Below are 26,986 nucleotides of genomic sequence, written 5' to 3' on the forward strand. Positions count from 1 at the left end.
CTGTCCGGCTGCCGGGACGGTGCCCGAGGGTCGCTTCGACATCACGGACTGTACGGGGACGGACGTGCGCGGTGACAGTGCCGGAAGGTCGATGGCCCGAATCACATGGGTGGTGGGTGGTCGGAGGCGCCGATACGGGCCGCGAGAAGGGCGATGTCGTCGTCGGCGGAGGCGGGCACCAGATGCGCGATGAGGGAGTCGCAGAGATGGTCGAGCGACTGCTGGGGCGCGGCGAGCAGGCCGGTGAGCTCGGCCAGCCGTTCGTCGATGTCGCGCCTGCGCGCCTCGATGAGCCCGTCGGTGTACAGGACGAGGGTGCTGCCGGGCGGCACGTCGATGTCGGTGGTGGTGAAGGAGATGCCGCCGACGCCGAGCGGGACGCCCGGTGGGGTCTTGACGAGGTACACGGTGCCGTCGGGCTGGACCACGGCCGGGGGCGGATGCCCGGCGCGCGTGACCGAGCAGTGGCCGGTGGCGGGATCGCAGACCACGTAGAGGAACGTCGCGAGCATCGGGTCGGACAGGTCGGCGAGGGCGGCTTCGAGCTGGTGCAGCAGGGCGGTGGGAGGCATGTCGAGGCGGCCGAGCGCGCGGACGGTCGCGGAGAGCCGTCCCATCACGGCGGCGGCCGCGATGCCGTGGCCCATGACGTCGCCGATGAGGAGCGCGGCCCGGCCACCGCTGAGGGGCAGGACGTCGTACCAGTCACCGCCGACCTCGTTCACGTCGCTGGCCGGCAGGTAGCGGTGGGCGATCTCGATCCCCGGCGGCGGGGTGACGTGCTGCGGGAGCATGCTGCGCTGCAGGACGACCGCGGTCTCGTGCTCGTGGTGGTAGAGCCGCGCGTTGTCGATGCTGATGGCGGCGCGGGCCGCCAGTTCGGTGGCGAGGGTGACGTCGTCCGACCCGAAGGGGCCGGTGCGTCCGGTGCGGTAGAAGGTGGCGACGCCGAGGACCATGTCGCGGGCGATGAGCGGGGTCATCATGAACGAGTGCACGCCCAGCTCCAGGAGTTGGGCCGGTTTGGGGGAGTGCCGGGCCGCGGGGGCCACGGTCCGTTCGTCGAGGTGGGCGATCAGGAACGACTGACGGGCCGCCAGGGCCTGGGTGTAGGGGGCGGTCGAGGGGAAGATGAGGGTCCGGCCCAAGGGTGCCAAGGCCTGTGTGACGGTGGATCCGGTCAGCGGCGCCTTGCCCAGACGCCGCAGGGCCACCCCGCCGGCCAGCCCCGTGCCCGGCTCGATGCCGCGGGCCAGGGAGTCCAGGACGTCGACCGTGACGGCGCTCGCCAGGTGCGGGACGGCGAGGTCGGCGAGCTCCTGCGCCGTGCGCTCCAGGTCGAGGCTGGCGCCGATCCGGGAGCTCGCCTCGCTGAGCAGGGCGAGACGGCGCCGGCCCGCCTCGGCCTCGGTGTGGTCCCGCTGCTGCGCGGTGATGTCGAGGAGCGAGGCGATCACGCCGATCGGCCGGCCGCCCGGATCCTCGACGCGTACGTACGAGCACGACCACACATGGTCGTGGTCCGGGTCGGCCGGGGTCCGGCCGGTGCGACGCCGGTCGAGGACCGGCTCACCCGTGTCCAGGACCTGGCGCATCGCCTCCTCCATCTGGTCGGCGTTCACCTCGGGCAGCAACTCGGCCAGCCGCCGCCCGACATGGGCGGACTCCGCGAGCCCGTTCATCGCTTCGAGGGCCGGATTGACCTGGAGGAAGCGCAGCTGCGTGTCGAGGACCCCGATGCCGACCGGCGAGCGGGCGAACAGCCCGTCCCAGACGGCCGAGGACCCGCGGATACGGCGGGCCGCGTGCGCGTCCGCGGCGAAGACCAGCACGGCCGAGGCGCCGTGGCGGCGGTCCGGGACCGGGCAGGCCCAGATCTCCAGCTCCAGGGGGTGACCCTTGCTGTGCCAGGCGGTGACCGTACCCATGACCCCGCGCCCGGTGGCGGCCGTCTCCCACAAGGACCGGCCCAGGCTGCGGTCGGCTCCCGGATGGAGGAGGTCGGAGATGTGCCGCCCCAGCACCTCGGGCGGGGCGTAGCCGAGGAGCTGCTGGGCGCCGTGGTTCCAGCGCACGATCATCCCGTCGTTGCTGGTGGCCACGAGGGCGACCGGCAGGGCGCCCAGCCAGCCTCCGGCGTCCTGGGCGGCGCTGCTGATCAGATCGTCGAGCGGCATCTCCTCATGCATCGTGCACCCGCTCCTCGGGAACGGCCTCGTGACTGTGCGTGGTCCCCATCTCTCATCGTCGCCCGGATGGCTCCACGGCGCTCCCCGGCCGTGCGGCGCCGGCCGCGGCCGGGGCTTCGGCGCAGCGGAGGCGGTCGGCGGTCACGGGCGCGCCGTCGGCCACGTTGCGGTCGAAGGTGACGGCCTCGACCTGGACGGGCCGTGCGCCGACGGTGACCTCGACGACCGCGTCGAGCGTCGGGTCGGCCTGCACGCGGGCGCCGGGCAGCGCGGCCGCGACGGTCGCCGCGTTGTCCTCCTGGCCGGTGGCGTGGCGGATGACCGGCGGGCCCGCCGGGCGCTGGGCCGGCGCGGTCGCCGAGGTGTCGGTGACGACGAACCCGCCTCCGCGCAGGGCGGCGGCGACATCGGCGTCGTCCACGCGGACGGCGAACCGGGCCGGGTCGGTCGGGGCCGGATTCTCCGCGACGGGCTGGATCCGGGTGTCGCCCGTGATCGGGCGGTCCGCGCCGAGCGCCTCCCACAGGGCGGCGGAGCGGGCCTCGTCCCAGACCAGGGTGGAGCCCACGCCCGGGACGCGGTGGTCGAAGAGCCGGATGGGCACGGTCGCGAACTCCGTCCGGTCCGCGCGGAGGTGACCGAGGGCCCAGCCGATGCGGACCAGGTCGTCCAGGCCGGTGCGCTCGTCGGTGCGCACGGTCTTCAGCAGGGTGCGTACGGTCCGCGCCGTACTGATGGGGCCGCGGAGGGCACCCTCCGCGGTGAGCCGGGCCAGCAGGTCGTTGACCACGCGCTGCTGGCGGCGGACCCGGCCGAGGTCGCCGGGCCGGAGGTTGACGTGCCGGGCCCGGACGTAGCGCAGTGCGCGGTCGCCGTCGGAGAGGTGCCGGCCGGCGCCGATGTCGAGCCCGGAGTTCTCGTCCTTGAGCGGCTTGTCGGTGCACACGGTGGCGCCGCCGAGGTTGTTCACGGTCTGCTCGAAGCCCGTGAAACCGGTTTCGAGGTAGTGGTCGATGTGGAGTCCGGTGGCCTTCTCCACGGTAGCCACGGTCAGGGGGCCACCACCGACCGCGTAGGCACCGTTGATCTTGCCGCTGCGGGCGGGGGCGGTGGCGGTGGCGGTCGTGCTCGCGTACTCGACGTAGGAATCGCGGGGGATGGAGACGATGCTCGCGCGCCGCCGGTTCTGGGAGAGGTGGACGAGCATCATCACGTCGGTGCAGTTGCACCCCTTGCCGCCCACGTGGAGCCGCCGCTTCTCGGCCGCGGAGAGCCCGGCGCGGCTGTCGATGCCGACGACCAGGATGTTGGTGCCCCGGCCGGCGCCACCGCCGCTGCCACCACCGGTGGACGCACTCGCGGCCGAGACGGCCTGCGATCCCACGAAGGAACCGCAGGAGAGGGCCGTCAGCAGGGTCAGGGCGACAGCGGTACGACGCAAGGCACATCCCCAAAGTAGAACGAACCGGATTCGGATTAACCGGATTAAATGGGGAATGTACTGGCCTTGTGTGCGAGCGCCCGGGCTGTACGCGCCGGGATTCCACCCCGCAGGGGGGCGGGCTTGGTACATCTGCCCGCCGCCCCGACGTACCCGGGCGCGCGCGGCGCCGACCGGGTCAGCGCTCGGACAGCTCCGAGGGAGCCTCCTGGACGACCCAGCTGTTGCCGTCCGGGTCGACGAAGGTCATGAAGGAGTTCCAGGTACCGCCCTTGCCCTCCTGCCAGCCCGACGCGCCCAGGTTCTGCACGGGCGACACGTCCACGCCCCGGGCCACCAGCTCCTCCCGGGCCGCCTCGATGTCCGTGACGCACAGCTGAAGGCCGTGCAGGGTGCCGGGCGCCATGACCCGGCCCCCGGGCACCTCGGGCATGCCCTGGAGCATGGCGATGGAACACCGGGAACCGGGCGGGGTCATCTGGATGATGCGCACGCCGGGGGAGACCTCGTCGTCGAGGTCGACGCCGAAGCCGACCTGGTCGGCGTAGAAACTCTTCGCGCGATCCATGTCGGTGACAGGGACGGGGACGACTTCGAGCGTCCAGTTCATGGGTGTCTCCCTCGGTCGGGCATCGGCGGGGGCGCACAGCGGGTCACGCGGTGGGGCGGGTACACCGTTTCCCATGAAGGCCCGATGGCGCACGTCGAAACGCCCGGCGGGCGCCGACTTCCACGGGGAGGACCGACCCGTGTCACCGGTCAGTCGTCGGGAAGGACGCGCCCGTCCTCGTCGAGCGCGAGATGGATACGGGTGGGCTCCTGGCTGTTCACGTCGGACGGCCGAGGGCCCTCCGGCCCGTCGGGCCCCCAGCGCAACAGGCGCCGGGTCCGGACGATCTGGTACACGACGTCCTGGAACTCCAGCCGGTTGACGCGGCCGACCCGGAGGGTATCGGCGGCCCCGGCGTACGCCGCCAGCTTCGCGGCCCGCACGTCGGCCGGCCCCCCGCCGCCCGCGGCCGTCCACGTACGGGCGTCCGTGCGCGGGTCGGCGTCCTCGGGGATGTACCCCCGCAGCCTGGGCCACATCCACGTCAGGGCGAAGTCGAGCGACCTGCGGGCGGCGTGCGGGGTCGCGTGCGGTCCGCTGACCGGCCGCCAGCCGTCCCCGGTCCGCTCCACGACGCCGAAGGTCGGCGGCATCACCAGTACGTCCGGGTGGGTGTCCAGGGCCCGCCGCGAGTCGGCGCGCACCTCCTCGGGAAACCGTCCGCCCGTGTAGCACAGGTCGCGCAGCGCCAGCTGTTCGAACGCCTGGGTAGGGGTGACCGGCGCGTCGGGATCCATGACCAGAGGGTCGTCGATCCCGGGCTCCTGAGCCGCCCGGTCCCAGTCGGGCACCAAGGGCTCCGGATCCGTCGGGCGCGGTGCCTCGATCCCGCCCGGACCCGAAGCGGCGTACTCCTCGGCGCGCACCACCCGGTACCGGGTCCCGGAGACGAGGAGTTCGTCGACGCGCTCGCTCTCCAGCCGGGCGACCGCCGCCAGCAGCTCGCGCCGCTCCGCCCGATCCCGCGCCTCGTCCTTCGCGTGGAACCACAGCCGCGAATTCAGCCCGTCCCGCGCCTGCTGCGGGCAGCCGGACGTCACTTCGAGCACCACCCGCCAGCGCGGCCCGTCCGCGCGGGACTGCGCCGCCACCCCGAACAGCGGGCCGCGCACCACCACATCGCCGGCGCGCGCCACGGCGTCGAGCGCGTCGGCCTCCCTCGCGGCTTCCACCGGTTCCACCGGCACCCGCACCACCACCGGCCGCGACCCGCGCGGTCCCACGTCCCCACGGTCCATGGCCCCATCCTGCCGACCGGTCCGGGACGCCGCCCCCGATTCACCGATTCCCCGGCCGCGGCGGACCCGGTGGCGGTACCGTCCGCGCACCCCTGGTGTGTTCCCGGCACATCCCTGACATTCGTCACTGTCCGCTCCGCCGGACGCGCGCGAGCCTGGGAGAAGGAACGCGGCAGGACGGCGACGGGCAGGGGGCGGTCATGACGGTGGTGGTCCCGACGACGGGGGGCGTGACGTTCCGGCCGAGCCGGGCCGGGATCGTACGGATATGGGCCCGCTCGCTGACGGCGACGGTGCTGCGGCGTCCGTCGGCACCGGGGCCCCGGCACTCGGCCGGGACGAGGCAGGTGGTGCTGGTCCTGGCCGTGACGGAGATCGTGGTGGCCTTCCTGTTCTCCTCGATGCTGCCGCCCGCCGTCCGGCCGCTGCACGCGGCGCTGGAGCTCCTGATGATCCTCGGCGGGCTGGGCCTGGTGGCGGCGCTGGTCCGGCACCCGCACGAGGTGGGCGAGGAACACGTGATCCTGCGGACCGCCTTCCTCGGGGACGTGACCCTGCCGCGCTCGGCGGTCCGCTCCACCTCCCCGGTGGTACGCACCGTTCCCGGCCGGGGCCCGAGGCCGGTACCCGGCGAACCGGGGGCGGTGGCCTGCTCGCTGGAGAGCGCCCTGAACCTGGCCGTGCACCTCGACCCGCCCGTACTCCTCGACCTGGGACCGGCCGGGCCGGTGGAGGCTTCGACGGTGTACGTCTCGGTCGACTCGCCGCCCGCCCTCACCGAGGCCCTCCGACGCGTGGTCCCGCCCCGGACGGCCTAGTCTGGACAGGAGATATCCACCCGCCGGCACGTGGGTTAGGGAGGTCCCCGCGGTGACCCCGAGACTGCGCGTGACGACAGTGGACGCGGGACCCTTCACCATGCCGAGGAGCGCCCTGCTGTACGGGGCGAGCGGTACGGTCACCGTGCCCTCGACGGTCGCCGTCATCGAGCACGCCACCCACGGACCGATCCTCTTCGACACCGGCGTCAACCACCGCGTCGCGGACCCGGAGGCCGCCGAGGCCCACTGGGGGCCGGGCCTGCGGAGCGCGTACGGCGCCGAGGGATTCACCCGGGCCCACGCCGTCGACGCGCAGCTGGAGCGCCTCGGCTACCGGCTCGCCGACGTCCGGTACGTCCTCTACTCCCACCTGCACCTCGACCACGCCGGAGGGATGACCTACTTCCCGCACGCCGTGCACGTCGCCCAGCACGACGAACTGCGCCACGCCTGGTGGCCGGACCGCTGGACGGCCCGGGGCTACGCCTTCGAGGACTACGTGGGCGGTCGGCACTACGACTTCCTCGAACTGAGCGGTGACACCGACCTGTTCCGGGACGGCACGCTCACCCTCGTGCGCACGGCCGGCCACACCCCCGGTCACCAAGGCGTCATCCTGGACCTCGACCACCACGGCCGGATCGCGCTCATGGGCGACGCCGCGCACCTCCAGCAGGGCCTGGACCGCAACGTGCCCATGCTCAGCGACTGGAACACCGAGGAGAAGATGCTGACCTACGGGCGCCTGCGCGCGCTGTCCCGGGCCGGCATCCGGGTCTTCCTCTCCCACGACCCCGACCACTTCGCCGCCCTGCCCCACGACGGCGAGTTCTGGGACTGACCCGGTCGGAGGGGCCGCGCGCCACCCCACCGGTCGCTGTCCCCCGAAGGGGTCCGGTGGGGCGGGATCGTGCAGCGAGGCAGCCCGCCTCAACCCTTGAATGGGATGCCTCGCACTGTAGGGCGAGCCACTGACAATGCCCGGGAGGACCAGGTCGAACTCGACCGTCCATCCGGTGAAAGGCCTGGTCAGGCAGGCTCGGAATGCTGGACCCGGCCGCCCGGCGCACCCTGGGATGTGCGGGACCGTACCGAGACCGTCCCGCCCGGCGCCGCCCTCCGGCGGCCCCGACGCGTGGGGAGGTAGGACCGATGGCCAAGTCCGACGAACCGAAGGGCTGGGGGCCGCTCCCGGAGCCGCCCCCGGAAATGTTCTACGCACCCCCGGGCGAGCCCCTCGACGACGCGCGGCGCACCGCGATCCTCGACTGGACGGTGAACCAGTACGTCGTCCTCGGTTGGCGCGTCGAATCGCGCTCCCCGACCCAGGCGGTGCTCATACGCGGCGGGAACGTCAATCACCTCCTGCACGCGATCCTGACCATCTTCACCTGCCTGCTGTGGGGGGTCGTGTGGATCGTGTTGGCCATGGGGAACAGGACCGAGCGCGTCGCGCTCACCGTCGACGCGCTCGGCAACGTCCAGACCGTGCACGGACCGGGCTGAGCCGACCGAACACCCGAACACGAAGGACGCGCGGAACGCGCCGGTCACACCTCCGGGAACCGCGGATCGATGCCCAGGGTGGGGGCGATGGCCCGCCAGATCGTCTCCCGGGCCGTCGCGAGATCCACCCGGGGGTCGTCGAGCATCAGCCGGATGCCGAGACCGTCGCACAGAGCCAGCACCAGGGTGCCGAGCGCGGAGACGTCGCACGCGGCGAACTCCCCCGAGCGGACACCCCGTTCCACGGCCCCACCGACCCACGCGTGCAACTGGTCGTACAGGTCGACGGCCAAGTGCCGGGCCGCCGCGTCACGCTGGGCCCGCACCCACAACTCCTGCCAGAGCTTCCAGTCCTGGCGAAGTTCCGCGTCCGTCGGCAGCATGCTCCGCAGGATGCGGGCCAGGACCACCGAGGAGGACACCGAGTCGGGAACGCCCTCGGTGTCCGTACCGGTCTGGGCGAAGGAGTGCGTCATCGCCTCGGCGAAGAGCTTCTCCCGCGTGTCGAAGTGGTAGTGCAACAGGGCCTTCGACACACCGGCGTGCTCGGCGACCTTGCGCATGCTGACGTTCTCGAAGCCGATGTCGGCGATGACTTCGCACGCGGCGATGAGGATGCGCTCACGCGTCTCGAGTGCGCGCTCGGCCTTGGTCACGTTGGCTGCTCCCCGTGTCGGCGCCCGTGGACCGGGCGGGTGGGCCCGGTTGGCGTGGCCACCACACCACCATCCTCGCGCATCGCACCGCTCCCGCGGTCGCCGTACGTGTGGAAGCCCCGGCCCGTCTTTCGGCCCAGCCGGCCCGCGTCGACCATCCGGGCCAGCAGCGGCGGCGGGGCGTACAGCGGCTCCCGGTACTCCGCGTACATCGACCGCGCGATGGCCTGCACCGTGTCCAGGCCGATCAGATCGGCCAGGGCGAGCGGCCCCAGCGGGTGGGCGCAGCCCAAGGTCATGCCCCGGTCGATGTCCTCGGCCGACGCGGTGCCGTGCTCGGCCATGCGTACGGCGGCCAGCAGGTACGGCACGAGGAGCGCGTTCACGACGAACCCCGCCCGGTCGCGGGCACGGACGACCTCCTTGCCCAACACCTCGGAGGCGAAGGCGCCCGCACGCCGGACGGTCTCCTCCGCGGTGAGCAGCGAGGGCACCAGCTCGACCAGCGCGAGGACCGGTACGGGGTTGAAGAAGTGCAGGCCGACGACCTGCTCCGGCCGCGACACGGATGCGGCCAGCCTGATGACGGGGATGGAGGAGGTGTTGGTCGCGAGGACCGCGTCCCGCCGCTCCACCACCCGGTCGAGCAGGGCGAAGACCTCCAGCTTCGCGCGCTCGTCCTCGGCCACCGCCTCGACGACGAGGTCCCGGTCCGCGAGGCGTGCCACGTCCGTGGTCACCGCGATCCGGCCGACGGCCGCGTCCCGTTCGGCGGCCGTCAGCTTCCCGGACGCCGCCGCGCGTTCCAGGGAGCGGGTGATCCGCTCCAGGCCGGCGGCAGCCGCCGTCCGGGTCGTCTCCACCACCACGACCTCCCGCCCGGCCCGGGCGCAGACCTCGGCGATACCGGATCCCATCAGTCCGCAGCCCACGACCCCGACCCGTTCGACATCGGTCATCGATCGGTCCTCCCTCCTCTGATGCTGACGACGCTCCTAGGTCTCCTGCGGGTGGTGGGGGCGACCCGGACCACGGGCCCGGGCCGCCCCCACCCGTGCGTCACTCCGCGGACGGCATCCGCAGCACGCCCGTACCGCGCTTGACCAGTTCGCCCGCGATGATCAGGCGCTGGATCTCGGAGGTGCCCTCCCAGATCCGGTCGACACGCAGCTCGCGGTAGAGGCGCTCCACGGGGTACGAGCGGTCGTAGCCGCGCCCCCCGAAGATCTGCAGGCACCGGTCCACGACCCGGCCCGACGCCTCGCTCGCCGCCAGCTTGGCGATGGCCGCCTTCGCGTGCAGCGTCTTGCGGTCGAGGACGCCCTCGTCGACCTCCCAGGCCACCTGGTGGGTGTAGGCGCGGTTGACGGCGATGTCGACGGCACTGTCGGCGAGCATGCCCTGGATGAGTTGGAAGTCGGCGATGGGGGAGCCGAACTGGCGTCGTTCGACCGCCCAGTCCCGCGCGAGTTCCAGGGCCCGCTCCGCCGCCCCGATCGTCCGGGCGGCGATCATCAGCCGCTCCTCGGTGAACCACGAGCGCGTGATGTCGTAGCCCTGGCCCACCTCACCGAGCACCGCGTCCTCGGGGACGAACACCTCGGTGAAGGTGAACTCGGGGTGCTCGTAGACGAAGGTGTGCATCCAACGCGGCACGCGGGTCATCTCGATGCCCGTCGTGTCCTTGTCGACGAGGAAGAGGGTCGGCGCGCGCTCCTCCCCGGCGGCGGCCAGCACGATCATGAAGTCGGCGTGGTCGCCGACGGTCACGAACCACTTCTCGCCGTTCAACACCCAGCCGCCGGCGGTCCGGGTCGCCGTGGTCCGCAGGTTCTGCGGGTCGGAGCCGGCCTCGGGCTCGGTCACCGCGTAGCAGTCGCGGCGCTGCCCCCGGATCACCGGGACGAGGTAGCGCTCGCGCTGCTCGGGCGTGCAGAAGGACAGGGCGTTGGCCGGACGCCACACCATGTCCCACAGGGCTCCGGTGAGCCGGCCGAGCTCCGCCTGGACCGTGACCTGCTCCAGGATGGTCAGCCCGGCGCCACCCCACTCCTTCGGCATGTTGACGGCCTGCAGCCCGCTGTCGAGGACGGCGTCGCGGATCTCGGTGTGGGCCTGCGGGGGCAGCCCGTTGTTCTCCTCGCAGTCGAGCTCGTACTTCTCGATGAAGTCGGTGAGCGCGCGCGCCGCGCTCCGCAGCTCTTCCTGACGGGCGGTGAGGCGGAAGTCCATGTCTGTCTGTCCTCTGGGTCGTGGTGGGGGAGCGGTCGTCAGGAGACGGGGTGGTCTGCGGGCCGGTCGGCGGGGGAGGGCGAGGGCAGGGCGAGGACCCGGGTGCCGCGCTTGATCAGCTCGTTGGCGATGATCAGGCGCTGGATCTCGGAGGTGCCCTCCCAGATCCGGTCGACGCGCAGTTCGCGGTACATGCGCTCCACGGGGTACGTACGGTCGTAGCCGCGCCCACCGAAGATCTGCACGCACCGGTCGATGACCCGGCCCGCCGCCTCGCTCGCCGCGAGCTTCGCCGTCGACGCCTTCGCGTGCAGGGTCTTGCGGTCGGTCTCGGGCCGGTCGGCCTCCCAGGCCACCTGGTGCGTGTAGGCCCGGTTCACGGCGATGTCCACCGCGCAGTCCGCGAGCATGCCCTGGATGAGCTGGAAGTCGGCGATGGGGGAGCCGAACTGCCGGCGCTCGATCGCCCAGTCCCGGGCGAGTTCCAGGGCCCGCTCGGCGGCGCCGACCGTCCGGGCGGCGATCATCAGCCGCTCGTCCGTGAACCACTCCTTGGTCAGCTCGTAGCCGTTGCCGACCCCACCGAGCACGTCCTCGTCCGGGACGAACACATCGGTGAAAGTGAACTCGGGATGCCCGTTGACCGCGGAGTGCATGAACCGCGGGACCCGCGTCATCTCGACCCCGGGCGCCTGCTTGTCCACGAAGAACAGCGTCGCCGCCCGCTCCGGTCCCGCGTCCGCCTGCACCAGCAGGAAGTCCGCGATGTCCCCGCAGGTCACGAACCACTTCTCGCCGTTCAGCAACCAGCCGCCGTCGGTACGGGTCGCGGTGCTCGTGCCCGAACCGGGATCGGAACCGGCACCGGGCTCGGTCACCGCGAACGCGTCGAACCGCTCGCCCCGGATCACCGGCAGCAGGTACTTCTCCCGCTGCGCCTCGGTCCCGTACGCCAGGACGTTCGCCGGCCGCCACGGGATGTCCCACAGGCAGTTGGTGACCTTGCCGAACTCCTCCTCGACGATGACCTGGTCCAGCAGCGACAGCCCGGCGCCGCCCCATGCGGCGGGCATGTTGATCGCGTAGACACCGGCCTCGACGGCGGCGCGCGTCAGTTCGCGGACCGTTTCCACCGGCAGCGGGCCGCCGGCCTCCTCCGACCGGTCCTCGTAGGTCATCAGGAGCCGCGCGTAGGCGGCGGCACGGGCCTTGAGGTCGGCCTGCTCGGATGTGTAGCGGAAGTCCATGTGAAGTCAGTCCTCCAGAGCACAGGGGGGTGGGGGTGGAGCGGTCAGCGCAGGACGGCCCGCGCGTCCAGGGCGAGCGCGCCGTCCGGGCGCACCAGCAGGGGGTTGACCTCCAGTTCGGCGATCTCCGGGTGCGCCGCGGCGACCGTGGTGATGCGCTCGACGACGGCCGCCGCCGCGGCCACGTCGACGGCCGGCCGGCCGCGTACGCCGTCCAGCAGCGCGGCACTGCGCAGAGAGCGCAGCAGGGTCTCGGCCCGCCGGGCCGGTACGGGCGCGAGCGCGAAGGCGACATCGCGGAGCGACTCGGTGAGGACGCCGCCGAGCCCGACCAGGGCGACCGGCCCGAACCGCGGGTCCTGGTTCACGCCCACGATCAGCTCGATGCCGTCCGTGAGGTCGGCCATCGCCTCCACCGAGTAGGCGGGCGCGCCGAGCCGGGCGTGCATCTCCCGGTAGGCGGCGAGGAGCGCGTCCCGGTCGGCGAGGCGCAGCGCCACCCCGCCGGCGTCGGACTTGTGCAGCAGGTGCAGGGCCTTGAGCACGTACGGGCCGTCGAACTCCGCGGCCGCGGCGAGCAGTCCGGCCTCGTCGGTGATCTCGCGCGCCGCCGGGAAGGGCACCCCGGCGGCGTCGAGCAGCGCCCGTACGCCGTGATAGCCCGGGTCCGACAGTGGCGGGGCGGGGCGCGGCAGCGGGGCCACACGGGTGGCGTCCACCGGACGGGGCCGTCCGGTCATCGCCGCGAGCGCGCGAGCAGCGTCCTCGGTGGCGGCGAACACCGGCACCCCGGCCTCGGCCAGCACCCGGCAGCTCGGCGACCCGGGGTACATCGACTGCACGACCAGCGGTTTCCCGGCGGCGGACGCCAGGTGCGCGACGATCTCCTTGGCGGCGCGGGTCTCGCCCTCCGCGAGTACGGAGCCCCCGGCCGGGCCGCCGCCCAGACCGCCCTCGGAGGCGGCGTAACCGCCGAAGTAGCCGGTCATCAGGACGGCGTCGACCTCGTCGGCGTCGAGCAGTGCCCCGACCGTGTCGGCGTAGGAGAGGGGCCGCTGTTCGCCCATCCCCGCCAGGTCGACGGGGTTGGCGACCGAGGACTGCTCCCACAGCACGGTCCGCAGGCGGTCCTGCGTCGGCCCGCCGAGCTCCGGTACCTCGAGCCCGGCGTCCTCGGCCGCGTCGGCGGCGATCGCACCGTGGCCGCCGCCGTCGGTGAAGACGGCGGTACGGCGGCCCCGCGTACGCACCCCCGCGCCCGGTCCGGCCGGTCCGGCAGGTCCGGCAGGTCCCGTCGGTCCTGCCAGTCCTGCCAGTCCGGCCAGGACGACGGTCATCTCCCGAGGCGTACGGACGAGTTCGACGCCGGCGTCGCGGCAGGCGGCGGCGACCACGTCGGCCGAGGTGGTGAGCGCCCCGGTGTGCGACTGGGCGCTGCGGGCGGAGGCGGTGCCCCGGCCGGCCGTGAGCAGGACCACCGGCTTGCCCGCCGCGGCGGCGGCCGCCGCGAAGGCCCGGCCGTCGCCGAAGTCCTCGGCGTACACGGCGATGGCCGAGGTGGCTTCGTGGCGGGAACAGTCCTCGACGAGGTCGACGAGGGTGACGTCGGCCTGGTTGCCGAGGGAGACGAACCGGGAGAAGCCCAGGCCGTGCGGCTCGGCGCGGAGCTGGAGTTCGAGGGCGAGGTTGCCGCTCTGGCTGAGCAGGGCGACCCCGCCGGGGGCGAAGCGGTCCGAGGCGAGGTACAGCTCGGTGGTGTTGTCGGCGATGCCCAGGCAGTTGGGGCCGACGAGGACGGCTCCGGCGGCCCGTACCCGGGCGGCGACCGCCCGCTGCCGGGCCAGGCCCGCGGGGCCGGCTTCGGCGAAGCCCGCGGTGATGGCGACGACGGCCTTCGCCCCGCAGGCCAGGGCCTCGTCGACGGCGGCCTCGAAGCCGGCGCCGGGTACGGAGATCACCACCAGGTCGACGGGTTCGCCGACGGCGGTCAGGGAGGTGGCCGCGGTGCGGCCCAGTACGGTGCCGCCGCGCCGGTTGACCAGGTGCACGGGCCGCCGGTCGGGGGCGCGCAGGGCCTGGGCGGCCACCGCGTGGCCGTACTTCGCCGGGTCGTCGCTGGCGCCGACGACGGCGACCGAGCGGGGGTCGAAAAGGGCGGTCAGATCGCGTCCCATGTCATCCCTCCACACGCAGGGCGGAGTTGGGGCAGCTTTCGACACAGGCGCGGGCGGCGTCCTCGGTGCCGGCCGGGACGACGACGGCGATGACGTTCGCGTAACCCCATTCGTCGAGTTCGACCAGGTCGGGTGCGGGTTCCTGGCACAGCCCGTAGCCCTGGCAGCGGGTGGAGTCCAGCAGGAGTTTCATGGCGTTCCTTTCAGTGCGGGCACGGGGGTGCCGGGGACGGCGTGAGCGTGGAGGCGACCTCGACCTCCGGCACCGCCACCGTGAGGCGGCTGCGGCCGGCCGCGGGCGCGGCGGCCGCGCACACCGGGCAGGGCGCGGCGAGATGGGAGCGGACGTGTGCGGGGAAGGAGCGGAGCAGGCTGCCCGCGATCCCCGCGGCGGCGTCCAGGAGTCCGCAGGCGCCGCGCCCGGTCAGCCCCTGCGACCAGCGGCGCAGATTGTCCTCGGCGTCCGGGCCGGCGGTCCCGGATGCGAGGCCGTACAGGGCCTTGCCGACGGCCGCGGTGCCGGACACGCAGACCCCGCACTGCCGGGCGCTCTCGGCCGCGAGGTGGGCGGCCGCGTCGGCGGCGGTGGTCACCGGGCAGCCGCCGGGAGCGAGGAAGTGGAGGGCCCCGCACCCCAGAGCGGTGCCGGCGGCGGTGAGCGCTCCGGGCTCCAGGGGGAGGTCCAGGGCGCGGGCGTCGACCAGACCGCCGAACAGCCCGCCCATCAGGGCTCCGGCCGCCTCCGGGGCCCCGTACCGCGCCGCGAGTGTGCGCAGCGGGATGCCGTACGGGACCTCGGTGAGCATCGGCGTGGCCGGGCCGCCGGACAGGGTCACCAGGGTGCTCCGGGCGATGGCGCGCCGCAGGTCGGGCCGAGCGGCGGTGAGGGCGATCCGGGCGAGCGTCTCGACATTGGAGACGAGGGTCGGCGCACCGCCCACCCCCCGCTCGAACGGGCGGGGCGGTTTGGCGGTGGGCAGCGCCGGGCCGCCGTCGATCCGGCGGACCACCGCGCTCTCCTCGCCGGCGACGTAGGTGTGGGCGGTCTCGACCACCTCGACGGGCAGCGGCGGCGGGTGTTCGGTCAGGGCCCGGCGCACGCTCTCGCCCGCCGCCGGGTCCGAGAGGTACACGTAGCCGCGTACGGCCCCGGTGACGGCCGCGGCACGGGCGAGGCCGTCCAGGACCAGGTGCGGCCGGGCCCGCAGCAGCCAGCGGTCCTTGACCGAGCCCGGTTCGCCCTCCTCGCCGTTGGCCACGACGACGGGGGAGCCGCCGCGGCCGCGTACGGAGCGCAATTTGACGGCGGCCGGGAATCCGGCCCCGCCGCGCCCCCGCAGCCCGGCGGCGTCGAGGTGGGCGAGCAGCTCCTCCGGGTCGGTGGCCGTGTCGTAGCCGCCGGTGGCGCGGTAGGCGTCGGCGCTCTCGGTGAGGTGCGGCGCCGCTCCGAGGACGGTGCCCGTCGGCGGCGCCGTCGGGAGGCGGATCGTGGTCATCGGCCGGCTCCTGTCGTGGTGTGGGTGCGCAGGGTCCGTACGGCGCTCTCCAGCGCGGTGCGGTCCTGGGCGGTGCGGCCGTATCCGGGTCCCGGGAGGCCGATGAGCATGTGGTGGTGGTCGAGGACGACCTCGCCGGCGAGCAGCGCGGCGGTGGGGTCGCCGGGCCGGGACCCGGCGGCCACCCCGGTCACCAGGTCGGTGACCTCGGAGAGGTAGCGGAGCCAGCTGTGTCGGTTGCCGCGCAGGATCAGGCGCTCCACGCGGCGCCGTTCGACGGCCGCCAGGTCGTGCGGTGGGAGCCCTGCGGACGCTCCGTGCGAGGAGGCGCGCAGGGCGGCGACCGCGGTGGGGAGTTCGCGCTCCGGTTCGGGGGTGAGCCCGAGCCAGTCCAGACGCCGATGACCGCTCATGCGTGCCTCCGGGGAGATCGAGAGATCAGGAGATCGAGAGATCGGGGAGATCGGGGAGATCGGGAGGGATCCGGGGTGCGGGCCCGGGACGGGACGGGCCGGGCGGGCCGCACGGCCGGGGCCGCCCCTATGAGCAGGGAGAACGGGGAACGGGGCCGGTGCGGCGACAGGAAAGCACGTTTGCTGACCGATCGGTCAGGCAAGAATTACGCTAGCTGACCGATCGGTCAGTGAACAAGTCTTGACCCGGCGGAAATGAGCCAGCAATGTGGCTGTCCAATCGGTCAGCCGGTCTCGGCCTCCCGCCCCGACCTCCTGCCCGTCGCCGGGCCGCCCTGCCCTGCCCCCGCCCCACCCGCCTTGCCTCGCCATCGAACGCCGACACCGATCGCCGCACGCCGGCACGGAGGAGTCACCGATGCACTCAAGAGCTCCCGAATCGCCGACGGGCCGTACCGGACGGTCCGAACGCACCGCCGGCACCACCGGCGCCGCCCACACCACGGGCGCCACCGGCACCGCCGGTTCGGCCCCCACCGACCCGACCGGACCGCCGGGCCCCGCCGTGGCTCCCGCGCCGGCCGGCCGCGAGGCCCCTGCCACGGACCTCCCCGCCACCGACATCCCCGGGCCCGCCCTCCCGGCTCGCTACTACACCGACCCCGAGACCGCGGCCGCCGAGAGCCGGCACGTCTTCGGCCGGTCCTGGCAGCTCGTCTGCCACGAGTCCGACCTGCCGAACCCGGGAGCGCGGCTCGCCGCCACCGTCGCCGACCGCGAGGTCCTGGTGGTCCGCACCGAGGACGGCGGCCTCGCCGCCCACCTCAATGTCTGCCGCCACCGCGGAACCCGACTGGTGACCGCCCCCGAACCGGACGGCAAGGCGATCCGCTGCCCGTACCACGGCTGGACGTACCGCCTCGACGGAAGCCTGGTCGGCGCCCCGGAGGCCCGCCAGATCCCCTGCCTCGACAAGCCGAAGCTCGGCCTCTTCCCGGCCCGCGTCGAGTCCTTCCTCGGCTTCGTCTTCGTCAACCTCGACCTCGACGCGGTACCGCTGGCCACGAGCTGCGCCGGCCTCGCCGAGGCCGTCGGCCACTACGCCGGGGCCGACCTCGTGCCCATCGGCCGCGCCCGTATCCACGACCTGGCCGCCGCCGAGGTGCAGCAGGCCAACTGGAAGGTGGCGGTCGACAACTACCTGGAGGGCTACCACGTCCCGGTCGCCCACCCCGGCCTGATGCGGCTGCTCGACTACCAGGGCTACACCTGCGACATCGAGGAGTCCTACGCACTCTTCGCCTCGCCGCTGCGCGACAAGCCCTCCTCGAACTGGGCGGAGCGCCTCTACCAGCGCATCGCCGCGCCGATGCCGGGCCTCGGCGAGGCCGACCGGCGGATCTGGCGGTACGCGGTCATCTACCCGAACACCCTGATCGACTTCTACCCCGACCACGTACTGGCCTGGACCGCGATCCCCACGGCGGTGGACCGCGTGGCCGTACCGGGCGCGTTCTACACCCGCCGCGGCACCAGCCTGCGCACCCGCCTCGCGCGGCGCCTGAACATCCACATCGGTTGGATCACCAACGACGAGGACGCCGAGCTGGTCGCCCGCGTGCAGAAGGGGCTCTCCACCCCCGGGTTCGAGCCCGGACCGCTCTCACGCCGCGAGTCGGCGGTCGGCTGGTTCGCCGGCCGCATCCGGGCAGACCTGGACGGCGCCGTTCCGTAGACGTCGGCGAGCGCACCCGCCACCACCACCGCACCACGGCACCACCGAACGACAGCACCGCCGCACACCGCACGACCGCACCACCGCAGCGCGGCCCCCCGCACCGCGTCCGCCGCACGACCGAGCCCCCACGTACCGCTCGCTCCCGCCGTCCCCCTGCGGCCCCTACGGAGAGGACCCCATGTCCCCCGAGGCACTCCCCCCGACCAGACGCTCGTTCCTCCGCGCCGGCACCGCCGCCGCCCTCGCCCTCACCACCGCCGGCTGCGGCTTCGCCACCTCGGACGACCCGGCCGGCAAGGCGACCGCGGAAGCACCCATCGACGTCAAGGTCGACGGCGACCTCGTCTACTTCAACTGGGCGGACTTCGTCGACCCCAGCGTCTTCGAAGGCTTCCAGAAGGAGTACGGCGTCAAGGTCGTCCAGTCGAACTACGACTCGATGGAGGGCATGGCCGCCAAACTCAACGCCGGCAACCGCTACGACATCATCTTCCCCACCGCGAAATGGGCCGAGCGCCTCGCCACCGGCGGCCGGCTCCGTACGATCGACCACTCCCGGCTACGCGGCGCCGAAGCCGTGTTCGGCGGCTACGACTACTTCGCCGACCCCTGGTACGACCCCCGCTCCGCGCACACCGTCCCGTTCACCATGTACAAGACGGGCATCGGTTGGCGCCGGGACCGGCTCGGCGACCTGACCGGCTCGTGGGAAGACCTGTGGAACGAGAAGGCCAAGGGCAAGGTCTTCGTCCTCGACGACCGCGACGAGGTGCTCGGCCTGGGCGCGCTCAAACTCGGCCTCGGCCTCACCACCGGCGACCGGGCCGACCTCGACCGCGTCACCGACACCCTGCGCTCGCTCCGCCCCCGCCTGCGCGGCTTCTCCAGCGACAGCTACAACAACCTCCTCAACGGCAACGCCGACATGACCCAGGCGTGGAGCGGTGACATGGCCGCCATGCTCGCCCAGGCCGAGGACCCGTCCGTCTTCGGCTTCGAGGTCGCCCGCGAAGGCGCCCCCGTCAACTCCGACTGCTACGCCATACCCGCCAACGCGCAGCACCCCGGTACGGCGATGCTCTTCATCGACTACATGCTCCGCCCGGAGAACGTGAAGAAGAACATCGAGTACATCGGCTACCCGATGCCGGTCCGCGGCACCGAGGACACCTACGCCGCGCTCGTCGAACCGTTCCCGCAGTGCCTGGTGACCGCCGACGACCTGGCGGCCGACCTCTTCTTCCGCAACGGCGACGCGGCCGGCGAACGGGCCCGCGACGCCGCCTGGACCGACGTGAAGGCCGGCTGACATGGCGACACGCAGCAATCGCACCGGCACCGCGCTCGGGCCGCCCCAGGACCCGGCCGCGCCGAAGACGCCCGCCCCGGACCGGAAACGGCCCGAGGGCACGCCGGGCACCACCGCCCGGACACGGCAGCCACGCCTGTGGACCTGGCTCCTGCTCCCCGGCACCCTCTGGATGACCGGCTTCCTCGTCGCCTCCCTCCTGCTGGTCGCCACCCTCGCGCTCGGCACCACCGACCCCCTCGGCAACCCGCGCTTCGGACTCAACTTCGCCAACCTCACCGCGCTGGCCGACCCCGCCTACAGCACCGTCCTGTTGCGCTCCCTCGGCTACGCGCTGATCACCTGCCTCATCAGCCTGGCCGTGGCCTACCCGGTCGCCTACGCCATCGCGCTGCGCGGCGGCCGCTTCAAGAACCTGCTGATCGCCGCGATCGTCGTCCCGTTCTTCGCGAACTACCTGGTCCGGATGTACGGCTGGTCCGTCGTCCTCTCCGACGACGGCCCGCTGCTCAGGGCCCTGCGCGCGATCGGGCTCGCCGACGGCGACACCAAGATCCTGCAGACCGGGGTGGGGGTCGTCGCCGGACTCGTCTACGGCTTCGTGGTCTTCATGATCATCCCGCTGTACGCGGCGATGGAGCGCATGGACACCTCGCTCATCGAGGCCGGCCGCGACCTCTACGGCGGCCCCCTGCGCACCTTCCTCTTCGTCACCGTCCCCGCCACCCGGCAGGGAGCGGCCGCCGGCTGCGTCCTCGTCTTCCTGCCCGCCATGGGCGACTTCGTCAGCGCCCAGCTCATGGGAGGCCCCGACCAGATCATGATCGGCAACCTGATCCAGGACAAGTTCTTCCAGGGGCAGAACTGGCCGCTGGGCTCCGCCCTCACCATGCTGCTGATGGCGGTCCTGTTCCTCGGGATGCTCGGCTACCTGCGACGCACCCGCAAGGACGAGGCGGAGGCCGCCCGATGAGCACCGACACCGACACCGACACAGACACCGGCACCGGCTCCGGCACCGGTACGGCCACCGACGACACCGGCACCCGTACCCGCACCGGCGCCCCGCGGCGCCGCCGGCGCGGAGCCGAGCGCCGCCCCCGCTTCGCCATCGCCGTCACCGCCCTCTTCTTCGCCCTCCTCTACCTCCCGGTCGGCGTCGTCGTCCTCTTCTCCTTCAACTCCCAGAAGTCCCTCACCGTCCTCGACGGCGTCAGCCTCCGCTGGTACGAGGCCCTCCTGCACGACGAGGTGCTCCTCGACTCGCTCGGCATGAGCCTGCGGGTGTCCCTGGTCGCCATGGCCGGCTCGCTCGTCCTCGGCGTGGCCCTGGCCCTGGGCCTCGTACGCAGCCGCAGCCGCCTCGGCTCCTTCGCCGGCCTGATCATGCTCGTCCCGCTGATCACCCCGGAGATCGTCACCGGCGTCGCGGCGATGCTCCTCTTCAAGGGCCTCGGCATCACCCTCTCCACCACCACCGTGATGCTCGCCGAGATCACCTTCTCCATCTCCTACGTGACGGTCATCCTCCGCTCCCGCATCGCCGCCCTCAATCCGGAGGTGGAGGAGGCCGCCATGGACCTCGGCGCCACCCGAGGACAGGCATTGCGCCTGGTGACCCTGCCCGCGCTGCTGCCCAGCATCCTCGCGTCCGCGGTGCTGATCTTCGCCCTCGTCTTCGACGACTTCGTCCTCGCCTACTTCACCACCGGCGTCGATCCGCAGCCGCTGTCCGTGCGCATCTACTCGGCGATCAGGTTCGGCGTACAGCCCACCATCAACGCCGTCGGCACCCTGATGCTGGTCGGCTCCATCGGCCTCATCGTCCTCGCCCTCGCCATCCCGCGCCTGTTCGGGCGCAAGGGCGGCCTCGACCTGCTCTCCGGGAAGTGACACCCATGCCCACCGCACCCGAGCCCCCGATCGCCCACGCGCAGACCCCCTCGACCCCGCTGACCCCGACACCCATCCACCCGACCCCCGCCGTCCGGCTCGACCGCGTCAGCAAGCAGTACCCCGCCGCCGGCGGCACCTACGCCGTACGCGACGTCGAACTCGACATCGCCCCGGGCGAGTTCTTCTCCCTCCTCGGCCCCTCCGGCTGCGGCAAGACCACCCTCCTGCGGATGATCGGCGGATTCTCCGACCCCAGCACGGGCAGCGTCCTCCTCGACGGCCAGGACGTCACCGGCCTGCCGCCCAACAAGCGCAACGTCAACACCGTCTTCCAGAGCTACGCCCTCTTCGACCACCTCTCGCTCGCCGACAACGTGGCCTTCGGCCTCAAGCGCAAGGGCGTCGGCCGCGCCGAGATCCGCGAACGGGTCTCCGGCATGCTCGACCTCGTCCAGCTCGGCCACCTGGCCGACCGCAAGCCGACCACCCTCTCCGGCGGCCAGAAACAACGCGTCGCCCTCGCCCGAGCCCTCGTCAACCGGCCCCAGGTGCTGCTCCTCGACGAACCGCTGGCCGCTCTCGACCTCAAACTCCGCCGCCACATGCAGGTCGAGCTCAAGCAGATCCAGCGCGAGGTCGGCATCACCTTCGTCTTCGTCACCCACGACCAGGACGAGGCACTGACCATGTCGGACCGCCTCGCCGTCATGAACGAGGGCCGCGTCGAGCAGTGCGGCACGCCCGAGGACGTCTACGAGCGCCCCACGAGCAGCTTCACCGCCTCCTTCATGGGCACCTCCAACCTCGTCCCCGGCACCTACCGCGCCGGCCGGGTCGTCCTCGACGACGGCCCCGAACTGCCCGTCGGCCACCGGCCCGCCGTCACCGAGGGCAGCAGGGTCAACCTCTCGATCCGCCCCGAGAAGATCTGGCTGTCCGACCTGGAGCCGGACATGGCCCGCGCCACCGGAGTCGTCCGCGAGACCGTCTACTGCGGCCCGACCACCACCTACCTCATCGAACTGGCCCCCGGCATCACGGTGTCCGTACTGGAGCAGAACACGGTCCGCTCCCGCAGGGAGGACCGCTGGAGCGGCGGCGAACGCGTGGAGATCGGCTGGAAGCCCGAACACTGCCTCGTCCTGGACTGAAGCCGCCCCGGCCCGCCCCGGCCCGCCCCGGCACACCCCGGTTCCGAACCGATCGCGCCCTCACCGAAGGACACCCCCATGAACCACGACGTCATCGTGCTCGGCGCCGGCCTGGCCGGCCTCGCCGCCGCACGCGACCTCGCCGCCGGCGGAGCCGACGTCCTCGTCGTCGAGGCCCGGGACCGGGTCGGCGGACGCGTCGAACAGACCGAACTCCCCGACGGACGGCTGGTCCAGCTCGGCGGAGAGGTCGTCGGCCGCGCCCACACCGCCTACCTGGGCCTCGCCGCGGAACTCGGCCTCACCCTGGTCCCCAGCTACGTCGCCGAGCCCGGCGCCCTCACCCGCGCCACGCCCGAAGGGGTCTCCGACGGCGACATTCCCCACTGGTTCGGCCCCGGCGACGACGCCTGCCACGAGAAGGTCACCGCCGCCTTCCGCGCACTCGCCCAAGCCGTCGACCCGGCCGACCCCTGGTCCCACCCCGACGCGACGGCCCTCGACGGCACCTCCGTCGCCGCATGGCTACGCGCCCAGGGCGCGACCCCGGCCGTCGTCCGCCTCTGGGAGATAGGGCAACTCGCCCTCGCCGACGGCTCGTACGAGCGCACCTCCCTGCTCGCCGCCCTGCGCAAGCACGCGGCCGTCCCCGGCCCCGGCGCCTACGACTACGAGGCCTGGGAGGGCCTGCGGGTCGCCGAGGGATCCGCCACGGTGGCCCTGCGCATGGCCTCCGCCCTCGCCGGACGCATCCGTACCGGCGCACCCGTCGAAGCCGTCACCATCCGCCGCCCCGGCCCGTGCACCGTCCGCCTGGCCGGCGGGGAGGCCCTCACCGCCGGCGCCGTCGTCAGCGCCCTGCCCGTCGGCCCGCTCCGCCAGGTCGCCGTCACCGGCGTGTCCGACGAGCGACTGGCCTCCCTGCACCGTCAACGCCAGGCCCTGGCAGCGAAGTTCGTCGCCGCGTACGACCGGCCGTTCTGGCGCGACCTCGGCCGCAGCGGCCTCTCCGAATGCGAAGGGGTCCTCGGCAGTACCTGGCCGCAGAACGACGGGATCCTCTCCGCCCTCGTCCCACCCGAGAGTCTCGGTGTCCTGCTCGGCACGCCCGCCCCGCTGCGCACCCGTGAACTCCTCGACGACATGGCCCGCCTCTACGGCGACGCGGCGTACCGGCCGCTCGCCACCTACGTCCGGATGTGGGGCACCGACCCGTGGACCCAGGGGTACGTGACCCAGTGGACCCCCGGCGACGTCATGGCCGTCGGCCGCCACCACGGCACCCACGAACCACCCTTCTACGTCTGCGGATCCGACCAGTGGGTCGCCGGCTACATGGAAGGCGCCGTACGCACCGGACGCGCCGCCGCCGAGGAGGCGCTGCGCCGTGGCTGACACCGACCCCGTGCTCAACCACATCGCGGGCACGGACCGGCCCGCCGCCTCGGGGGAGACCATGGAACTGGTCGACCCCGCCACCGGCTCCCCGCACGGCCACGCCCCACGCTCCCGCAAGGCCGACACGGACGCCGCCTGCGCGGCGGCCGTGGCCGCCTCCGCGCACTGGTCCACGACCACCCCCGCCGTACGCCAACGCGCCCTGCTCGCGATCGCCGACGCCATCGAGGAGCACGCCGAGGACTTCGTGGCCGCCGAGACCGGCGACACCGGCAAACCGTCCCGCCAGTTCCGGACGGAGGAACTGCCCGCGATCGTCGACACCGTCCGCTTCTTCGCCGGAGCCGCCCGCAACCTGCCGGGCCTCGCCGCGGCCGAGTACACCGAAGGCCGTACCTCCGTACTACGCTGTGAACCGGTCGGGGTCTGCGCCCAGATCACCCCGTGGAACTATCCGCTGATGATGGCCGTGTGGAAGATCGCCCCCGCGATCGCCGCCGGAAACACGACCGTGCTCAAGCCCGCCGACACCACTCCCTCGTCGTCCGCGCTGCTGGCCCGTGTCGCGGCCGAGCACCTTCCGCCCGGCGTGCTCAACGTGGTCTGCGGCGACCGCGACACCGGCCGCACCCTCACCGCGCACCCCGACGTCGCGCTCATCGCGGTCACCGGCAGCGTGCGCGCCGGTCGGCAGATCGCCGCGGCTGCGGCCGCCGACCTCAAGCGGGTCCACCTGGAGCTCGGCGGGAACGCTCCGGTCCTGATCCACGAGGACGTGGACGTCGAGGCGACCGCCGCGGCCCTCGCCGCGGTCGCCTTCTACAACGCGGGCCAGGACTGCACCGCGCCCACCCGGCTGCTGGTCCACCGGCGGGTGCACGACGCGTTCCTCGCGGCGTTCGCGGCCGAGGCGGGCGCCCTGCGCACGGGCGGTCCGGAGGAACCGGACGCCGACTTCGGTCCGCTGAACAACGCGGCCCAGCTGGCGTCCGTACGGTCCCTGCTCGACCGGCTGCCGCGGCGCGCCGAGATCGTCACCGGCGGCGCGCGCCTGGCGCGCCCCGGCTTCTTCCACGAACCCACCGTCGTCGCCGGTGTGCACCAGGACGACGAGATCGTGCAGGAGGAGATCTTCGGCCCCGCCGTGACCGTGCAGCCCTTCGCGGACGAGGCGGAGGCCCTGTCCCTGGCCAACGACGTCCGCCACGGCCTCGCCGCCAGTGTGTGGACGACGGACCACGACCGGGCGATGCGCGCGACCCGAGCCCTGCACACCGGCATCGTCTGGGTGAACACCCACGGCACCACCGTCTCCGAGATGCCTCACGGCGGGGTCAAGCACTCGGGCTACGGCAGCGACCTCTCGATGGCCGGCCTGCTGGACTACACCCAGGTCAAGCACGTCATGCTGTGAGCCCGCCCCGGGCCTCTCGGGTGTTGCGGACGTCCGGCGGGTCCGGCGGGTCCGGGTGGGCGGCGGTCTCCACGTGCAGGGCCGCGCGGCCGCTCCACGCGGCGCGCGAGACGTCCGCGCAGCCGGAGCCCTGCCCGACCCAGGAGGTCAGCAGGCCGGCGGGACGGACCAGCGGGGCCACCTCGAACGCCGACAGCTGCCCGCATTCGATGACCGCGCCGAGGTGGGCGAGGGTGACGGCGCCCGGGTCCTCGCGGGCGTCGAAGGCGACGCTCATGGTCCGCAGGGCGCGGCGCGCCGACTCGGCACTCTCCCCCAGCGGTCCGGTGTCGCCGGGTGGCCGCCACTCGGGTACCCAGGTCGACGGCGGAGGCCGCCACGGCTGTCGGGCCGCCGGCTCGGGCGCCGGTGGCGGCAGCCCGCGCCCCGGGCGGGCCGGCTGCCCGCTGCGGAGGACGACCGCCACCTCGGGCGGGCAGTCGGGACGCCGGGCCAGTACGTCCGCGGCCGTGCGCGGCAGGCGGCGGCCCAGCCGGGCCGCCGCGATCAGCGCCCAGTCGAGCCGGTAGGGCTCCTTCAGGACGCGCCCCGTCGCGCGCCGGGCCCGCCAGGGATCCGGAGCATTACGGTGCGCGACGCGGAGGGCTCGTAGCAGGGCGCCGGTGCCGAGCCGACGTTCGAGGGCCGTCTCCAGGAACGGCTCCGGATCCGCTTCGGCGCAGGCCAGGGCGATGTCGACGTCGGTCGGGTCCTCGTGGCCGGGCAGCGCGGCGGCCACCTCACGCACCCGGGCCGTTCCGCCGTGGGCGCGTACCGTCGCCCAGGCGCAGGACGGGGTCGCTGACGGGGGAGGGGGCCAGGCAACCGAGGTGGAACCGCACCGTCTGCCGCTCACTTTGGGAAAGCCCGTCCGCCGCCCCTACCACCGCTTCCCCCGTCCGCCGCCCCGCCGTGCCCTCCCCGGCCCGCCCGGATCCGCACCCTGACAAGATCAGCCGTTCAGGGAGGCCATCAGCTCGGGTGCGTAGCGGTCGCCCGAGGCCACGCCGTGCGGTGCGACGGCGTCGATGGCGGCCAGTTCCTCGGGGGTGATCGTCACCGTGGTGGCGGCGATGTTCTCCTCCAGGTAGCGACGGCGCTTGGTGCCCGGGATGGGGACCGCGCCCTGCCGGAGCGTCCAGGCCAGGGCGAGCTGCGAGGGGGTGACGCCCTTCTCCGCGGCGAGCCGGCGCACCTGCTCCACGATGGCCAGGTTGCGGTGGAAGTTCTCGCCCTGGAATCGCGGGTCGCTGCGGCGGAAGTCGTCGTCGGCGAAGTCGTCGGGGCTGGTGATGGCGCCGGAGAGGAAGCCGCGTCCGAGCGGGGAGTAGGCGACGAGTCCGATGCCGAGGTCCCGGAGGGTGTCGAGGACGCCGTCGTGTTCGATGCCGCGCTCGAAGAGGCTGTACTCGGTCTGTACGGCGGCCAGCGGGTGCACGGCGTGGGCGCGGGCGATCGTGGTGGGGGAGACCTCGCACAGCCCGATGTGGCGGACCTTGCCGGCCGCGACCAGCTCGGCCAGGGCGCCGACGCTCTCCTCGATCGGCACGTTCGGGTCGACGCGGTGCAGGTAGTACAGGTCGATGTGGTCGGTGCCCAGGTGGCGCAGGGACCGGTCGGCCGAGCGGCGGATGTACTCGGGGCTTGCGTTGTGGCCGACGAAGGCGCCCTCGTCGGAGAACTCGACACCGGTCTTCGTGGCGACCACGGCGGCCTCACGGCGGCCGGCCAGGGCCTTGCCGAGCAGCTGCTCGTTGCGGAAGGGGCCGTAGCCCTCGGCGGTGTCGAGGAGGGTGACGCCCAGCTCCAGGGCGCGGTCGATGGTGGCGAGGGATTCGGTCTCGTCGGTGGCACCGTAGTGGGCGCTCATCCCCATCAGGCCGAGGCCTTCGGCGCCGACCTTCAGGCCCTGACCGCCCAGTGCGCGGATCTCCATGGTGTGCTCCTCGTTCAGAAGTAACTAACTGGATAGTTCGAGTCTGCGACGACCCGGCCAGGTTTGTCAATAACTGGATAGT

The 26,986-nt window shown here is 73.2% G+C and carries 23 protein-coding genes and 1 pseudogene; 10 read left to right on the forward strand and 14 right to left on the reverse strand.

What is annotated here, in order from left to right; genetic code table 11:
- Positions 1–101: 101 nt before the first annotated feature.
- The 4 genes from OG624_RS39835 to OG624_RS39850 form a co-directional block, all read right to left on the reverse strand.
- Positions 102–2,189: a SpoIIE family protein phosphatase gene (locus OG624_RS39835; RefSeq protein ID WP_033216819.1), complete on the reverse strand. Its 2,088-nt coding sequence runs from the start codon at positions 2,187–2,189 to the stop codon at positions 102–104.
- Between the two features lie 52 nt (positions 2,190–2,241).
- A complete protein-coding gene (locus tag OG624_RS39840) occupies positions 2,242–3,630 on the reverse strand; it encodes an LCP family protein (RefSeq protein ID WP_326750137.1) in 1,389 nt (462 codons plus the stop codon).
- A 178-nt stretch (positions 3,631–3,808) separates the two neighbouring features.
- Positions 3,809–4,240 (reverse strand): VOC family protein, encoded by a 432-nt coding sequence (locus OG624_RS39845; protein ID WP_161292092.1) that lies wholly within the window; start codon positions 4,238–4,240, stop codon positions 3,809–3,811.
- A gap of 149 nt (positions 4,241–4,389) precedes the next feature.
- The gene (locus OG624_RS39850) at positions 4,390–5,478 is read right to left on the reverse strand and encodes a DUF5954 family protein (protein WP_371640629.1); all 1,089 of its coding nucleotides are present in this window, start codon (positions 5,476–5,478) and stop codon (positions 4,390–4,392) included.
- Positions 5,479–5,678: 200 nt separating this feature from the next.
- On the opposite strand from OG624_RS39850, the gene OG624_RS39855 reads away from it, so the two are divergent.
- The 3 genes from OG624_RS39855 to OG624_RS39865 all read left to right on the forward strand — a co-directional run bounded on the left by OG624_RS39855 (position 5,679) and on the right by OG624_RS39865 (position 7,805).
- Positions 5,679–6,296 (forward strand): hypothetical protein, encoded by a 618-nt coding sequence (locus OG624_RS39855; RefSeq protein WP_033216828.1) that lies wholly within the window; start codon positions 5,679–5,681, stop codon positions 6,294–6,296.
- A gap of 52 nt (positions 6,297–6,348) precedes the next feature.
- Positions 6,349–7,140: an N-acyl homoserine lactonase family protein gene (locus OG624_RS39860; protein WP_371640630.1), complete on the forward strand. Its 792-nt coding sequence runs from the start codon at positions 6,349–6,351 to the stop codon at positions 7,138–7,140.
- Positions 7,141–7,451: 311 nt separating this feature from the next.
- Entirely contained in the window at positions 7,452–7,805 is a 354-nt protein-coding gene (locus tag OG624_RS39865) for a hypothetical protein (RefSeq protein ID WP_371640631.1), read from the forward strand.
- Positions 7,806–7,849: 44 nt separating this feature from the next.
- On the opposite strand, the gene OG624_RS39870 is transcribed toward OG624_RS39865, so the two are convergent.
- From OG624_RS39870 to OG624_RS39905, 8 genes and pseudogenes are all read right to left on the reverse strand, one after another.
- Positions 7,850–8,461 carry a TetR/AcrR family transcriptional regulator gene (locus OG624_RS39870; protein ID WP_371640632.1) on the reverse strand — a complete coding sequence of 204 codons (612 nt, stop codon included), beginning with the start codon at positions 8,459–8,461 and terminating at the stop codon, positions 7,850–7,852.
- A 104-nt stretch (positions 8,462–8,565) separates the two neighbouring features.
- Positions 8,566–9,420: pseudogene (locus tag OG624_RS39875) on the reverse strand (3-hydroxybutyryl-CoA dehydrogenase); the annotation flags it as partial.
- Between the two features lie 100 nt (positions 9,421–9,520).
- Positions 9,521–10,693, reverse strand: a complete 1,173-nt coding sequence (locus OG624_RS39880) for an acyl-CoA dehydrogenase family protein (RefSeq protein ID WP_033216831.1) — start codon at positions 10,691–10,693, stop codon at positions 9,521–9,523.
- 38 nt (positions 10,694–10,731) lie between these two features.
- Positions 10,732–11,940: an acyl-CoA dehydrogenase family protein gene (locus tag OG624_RS39885; protein ID WP_033216832.1), complete on the reverse strand. Its 1,209-nt coding sequence runs from the start codon at positions 11,938–11,940 to the stop codon at positions 10,732–10,734.
- A gap of 44 nt (positions 11,941–11,984) precedes the next feature.
- Positions 11,985–14,114 carry an acetate--CoA ligase family protein gene (locus OG624_RS39890; RefSeq protein ID WP_033216833.1) on the reverse strand — a complete coding sequence of 710 codons (2,130 nt, stop codon included), beginning with the start codon at positions 14,112–14,114 and terminating at the stop codon, positions 11,985–11,987.
- A 1-nt stretch (position 14,115) separates the two neighbouring features.
- Positions 14,116–14,307: a ferredoxin gene (locus OG624_RS39895; protein ID WP_030722029.1), complete on the reverse strand. Its 192-nt coding sequence runs from the start codon at positions 14,305–14,307 to the stop codon at positions 14,116–14,118.
- A gap of 10 nt (positions 14,308–14,317) precedes the next feature.
- Positions 14,318–15,610 carry an NADH-ubiquinone oxidoreductase-F iron-sulfur binding region domain-containing protein gene (locus OG624_RS39900; RefSeq protein ID WP_371640633.1) on the reverse strand — a complete coding sequence of 431 codons (1,293 nt, stop codon included), beginning with the start codon at positions 15,608–15,610 and terminating at the stop codon, positions 14,318–14,320.
- Entirely contained in the window at positions 15,607–16,023 is a 417-nt protein-coding gene (locus OG624_RS39905) for a hypothetical protein (protein ID WP_266447446.1), read from the reverse strand. Before OG624_RS39905 ends, OG624_RS39900 begins: the two co-directional genes overlap by 4 nt.
- Before the next feature lie 418 nt (positions 16,024–16,441).
- Here OG624_RS39905 and OG624_RS39910 point away from each other — a divergent pair, with 418 nt between their 5' ends.
- The 7 genes from OG624_RS39910 (at position 16,442) to OG624_RS39940 (ending at position 24,929) form a co-directional block, all read left to right on the forward strand.
- Positions 16,442–17,758, forward strand: coding sequence for an aromatic ring-hydroxylating oxygenase subunit alpha (locus OG624_RS39910; RefSeq protein ID WP_237545381.1), 1,317 nt, complete (start codon positions 16,442–16,444; stop codon positions 17,756–17,758).
- A gap of 181 nt (positions 17,759–17,939) precedes the next feature.
- Positions 17,940–19,070, forward strand: a complete 1,131-nt coding sequence (locus OG624_RS39915) for a polyamine ABC transporter substrate-binding protein (protein ID WP_033216838.1) — start codon at positions 17,940–17,942, stop codon at positions 19,068–19,070.
- A 1-nt stretch (position 19,071) separates the two neighbouring features.
- Positions 19,072–20,043, forward strand: a complete 972-nt coding sequence (locus tag OG624_RS39920; protein WP_051762967.1) for an ABC transporter permease — start codon at positions 19,072–19,074, stop codon at positions 20,041–20,043.
- Entirely contained in the window at positions 20,040–20,963 is a 924-nt protein-coding gene (locus tag OG624_RS39925; RefSeq protein WP_371640634.1) for an ABC transporter permease, read from the forward strand. The genes OG624_RS39920 and OG624_RS39925 overlap by 4 nt, the downstream gene beginning before the upstream one ends.
- A 5-nt stretch (positions 20,964–20,968) precedes the next feature.
- On the forward strand, positions 20,969–22,117 hold the full coding sequence (locus OG624_RS39930; RefSeq protein WP_266447437.1) for an ABC transporter ATP-binding protein: 1,149 nt from the start codon (positions 20,969–20,971) through the stop codon (positions 22,115–22,117).
- Between the two features lie 78 nt (positions 22,118–22,195).
- Complete coding sequence (locus OG624_RS39935; protein ID WP_371640635.1) at positions 22,196–23,512, forward strand: flavin monoamine oxidase family protein; 1,317 nt, start codon at positions 22,196–22,198, stop codon at positions 23,510–23,512.
- Positions 23,513–23,573: 61 nt separating this feature from the next.
- Complete coding sequence (locus OG624_RS39940) at positions 23,574–24,929, forward strand: aminobutyraldehyde dehydrogenase (protein ID WP_371640920.1); 1,356 nt, start codon at positions 23,574–23,576, stop codon at positions 24,927–24,929.
- On the opposite strand, the gene OG624_RS39945 is transcribed toward OG624_RS39940, so the two are convergent.
- Both OG624_RS39945 and OG624_RS39950 read right to left on the reverse strand, forming a co-directional pair.
- Positions 24,919–25,716 carry a hypothetical protein gene (locus tag OG624_RS39945; protein WP_371640636.1) on the reverse strand — a complete coding sequence of 266 codons (798 nt, stop codon included), beginning with the start codon at positions 25,714–25,716 and terminating at the stop codon, positions 24,919–24,921. The two genes, OG624_RS39940 and OG624_RS39945, sit on opposite strands and share 11 nt — an antisense overlap.
- Positions 25,717–25,920: 204 nt before the next feature.
- Complete coding sequence (locus OG624_RS39950) at positions 25,921–26,904, reverse strand: aldo/keto reductase (RefSeq protein ID WP_371640637.1); 984 nt, start codon at positions 26,902–26,904, stop codon at positions 25,921–25,923.
- Between the last annotated feature and the right edge of the window lie 82 nt (positions 26,905–26,986).

Origin of the sequence: Streptomyces virginiae (genome assembly GCF_041432505.1) — a bacterium.
In the GTDB taxonomy this organism is placed as follows: Bacteria; Actinomycetota; Actinomycetes; order Streptomycetales; family Streptomycetaceae; genus Streptomyces; species Streptomyces virginiae_A.

Bases quoted from the DNA above. Each gene is read 5' to 3' on its own strand.
- OG624_RS39835 (WP_033216819.1), bottom strand. From the start codon at position 2,189: ATGCATGAGGAGATGCCGCTCGACGATCTGATCAGCAGCGCCGCCCAG.
- OG624_RS39845 (WP_161292092.1), bottom strand. From the start codon at position 4,240: ATGAACTGGACGCTCGAAGTCGTCCCCGTCCCTGTCACCGACATGGAT.
- OG624_RS39850 (WP_371640629.1), bottom strand. From the start codon at position 5,478: ATGGACCGTGGGGACGTGGGACCGCGCGGGTCGCGGCCGGTGGTGGTG.
- OG624_RS39855 (WP_033216828.1), top strand. From the start codon at position 5,679: ATGACGGTGGTGGTCCCGACGACGGGGGGCGTGACGTTCCGGCCGAGC.
- OG624_RS39865 (WP_371640631.1), top strand. From the start codon at position 7,452: ATGGCCAAGTCCGACGAACCGAAGGGCTGGGGGCCGCTCCCGGAGCCG.
- OG624_RS39880 (WP_033216831.1), bottom strand. From the start codon at position 10,693: ATGGACTTCCGCCTCACCGCCCGTCAGGAAGAGCTGCGGAGCGCGGCG.
- OG624_RS39885 (WP_033216832.1), bottom strand. From the start codon at position 11,940: ATGGACTTCCGCTACACATCCGAGCAGGCCGACCTCAAGGCCCGTGCC.
- OG624_RS39890 (WP_033216833.1), bottom strand. From the start codon at position 14,114: ATGGGACGCGATCTGACCGCCCTTTTCGACCCCCGCTCGGTCGCCGTC.
- OG624_RS39895 (WP_030722029.1), bottom strand. From the start codon at position 14,307: ATGAAACTCCTGCTGGACTCCACCCGCTGCCAGGGCTACGGGCTGTGC.
- OG624_RS39900 (WP_371640633.1), bottom strand. From the start codon at position 15,610: ATGACCACGATCCGCCTCCCGACGGCGCCGCCGACGGGCACCGTCCTC.
- OG624_RS39905 (WP_266447446.1), bottom strand. From the start codon at position 16,023: ATGAGCGGTCATCGGCGTCTGGACTGGCTCGGGCTCACCCCCGAACCG.
- OG624_RS39910 (WP_237545381.1), top strand. From the start codon at position 16,442: ATGCACTCAAGAGCTCCCGAATCGCCGACGGGCCGTACCGGACGGTCC.
- OG624_RS39915 (WP_033216838.1), top strand. From the start codon at position 17,940: ATGTCCCCCGAGGCACTCCCCCCGACCAGACGCTCGTTCCTCCGCGCC.
- OG624_RS39920 (WP_051762967.1), top strand. From the start codon at position 19,072: ATGGCGACACGCAGCAATCGCACCGGCACCGCGCTCGGGCCGCCCCAG.
- OG624_RS39925 (WP_371640634.1), top strand. From the start codon at position 20,040: ATGAGCACCGACACCGACACCGACACAGACACCGGCACCGGCTCCGGC.
- OG624_RS39930 (WP_266447437.1), top strand. From the start codon at position 20,969: ATGCCCACCGCACCCGAGCCCCCGATCGCCCACGCGCAGACCCCCTCG.
- OG624_RS39935 (WP_371640635.1), top strand. From the start codon at position 22,196: ATGAACCACGACGTCATCGTGCTCGGCGCCGGCCTGGCCGGCCTCGCC.
- OG624_RS39940 (WP_371640920.1), top strand. From the start codon at position 23,574: ATGGAACTGGTCGACCCCGCCACCGGCTCCCCGCACGGCCACGCCCCA.
- OG624_RS39950 (WP_371640637.1), bottom strand. From the start codon at position 26,904: ATGGAGATCCGCGCACTGGGCGGTCAGGGCCTGAAGGTCGGCGCCGAA.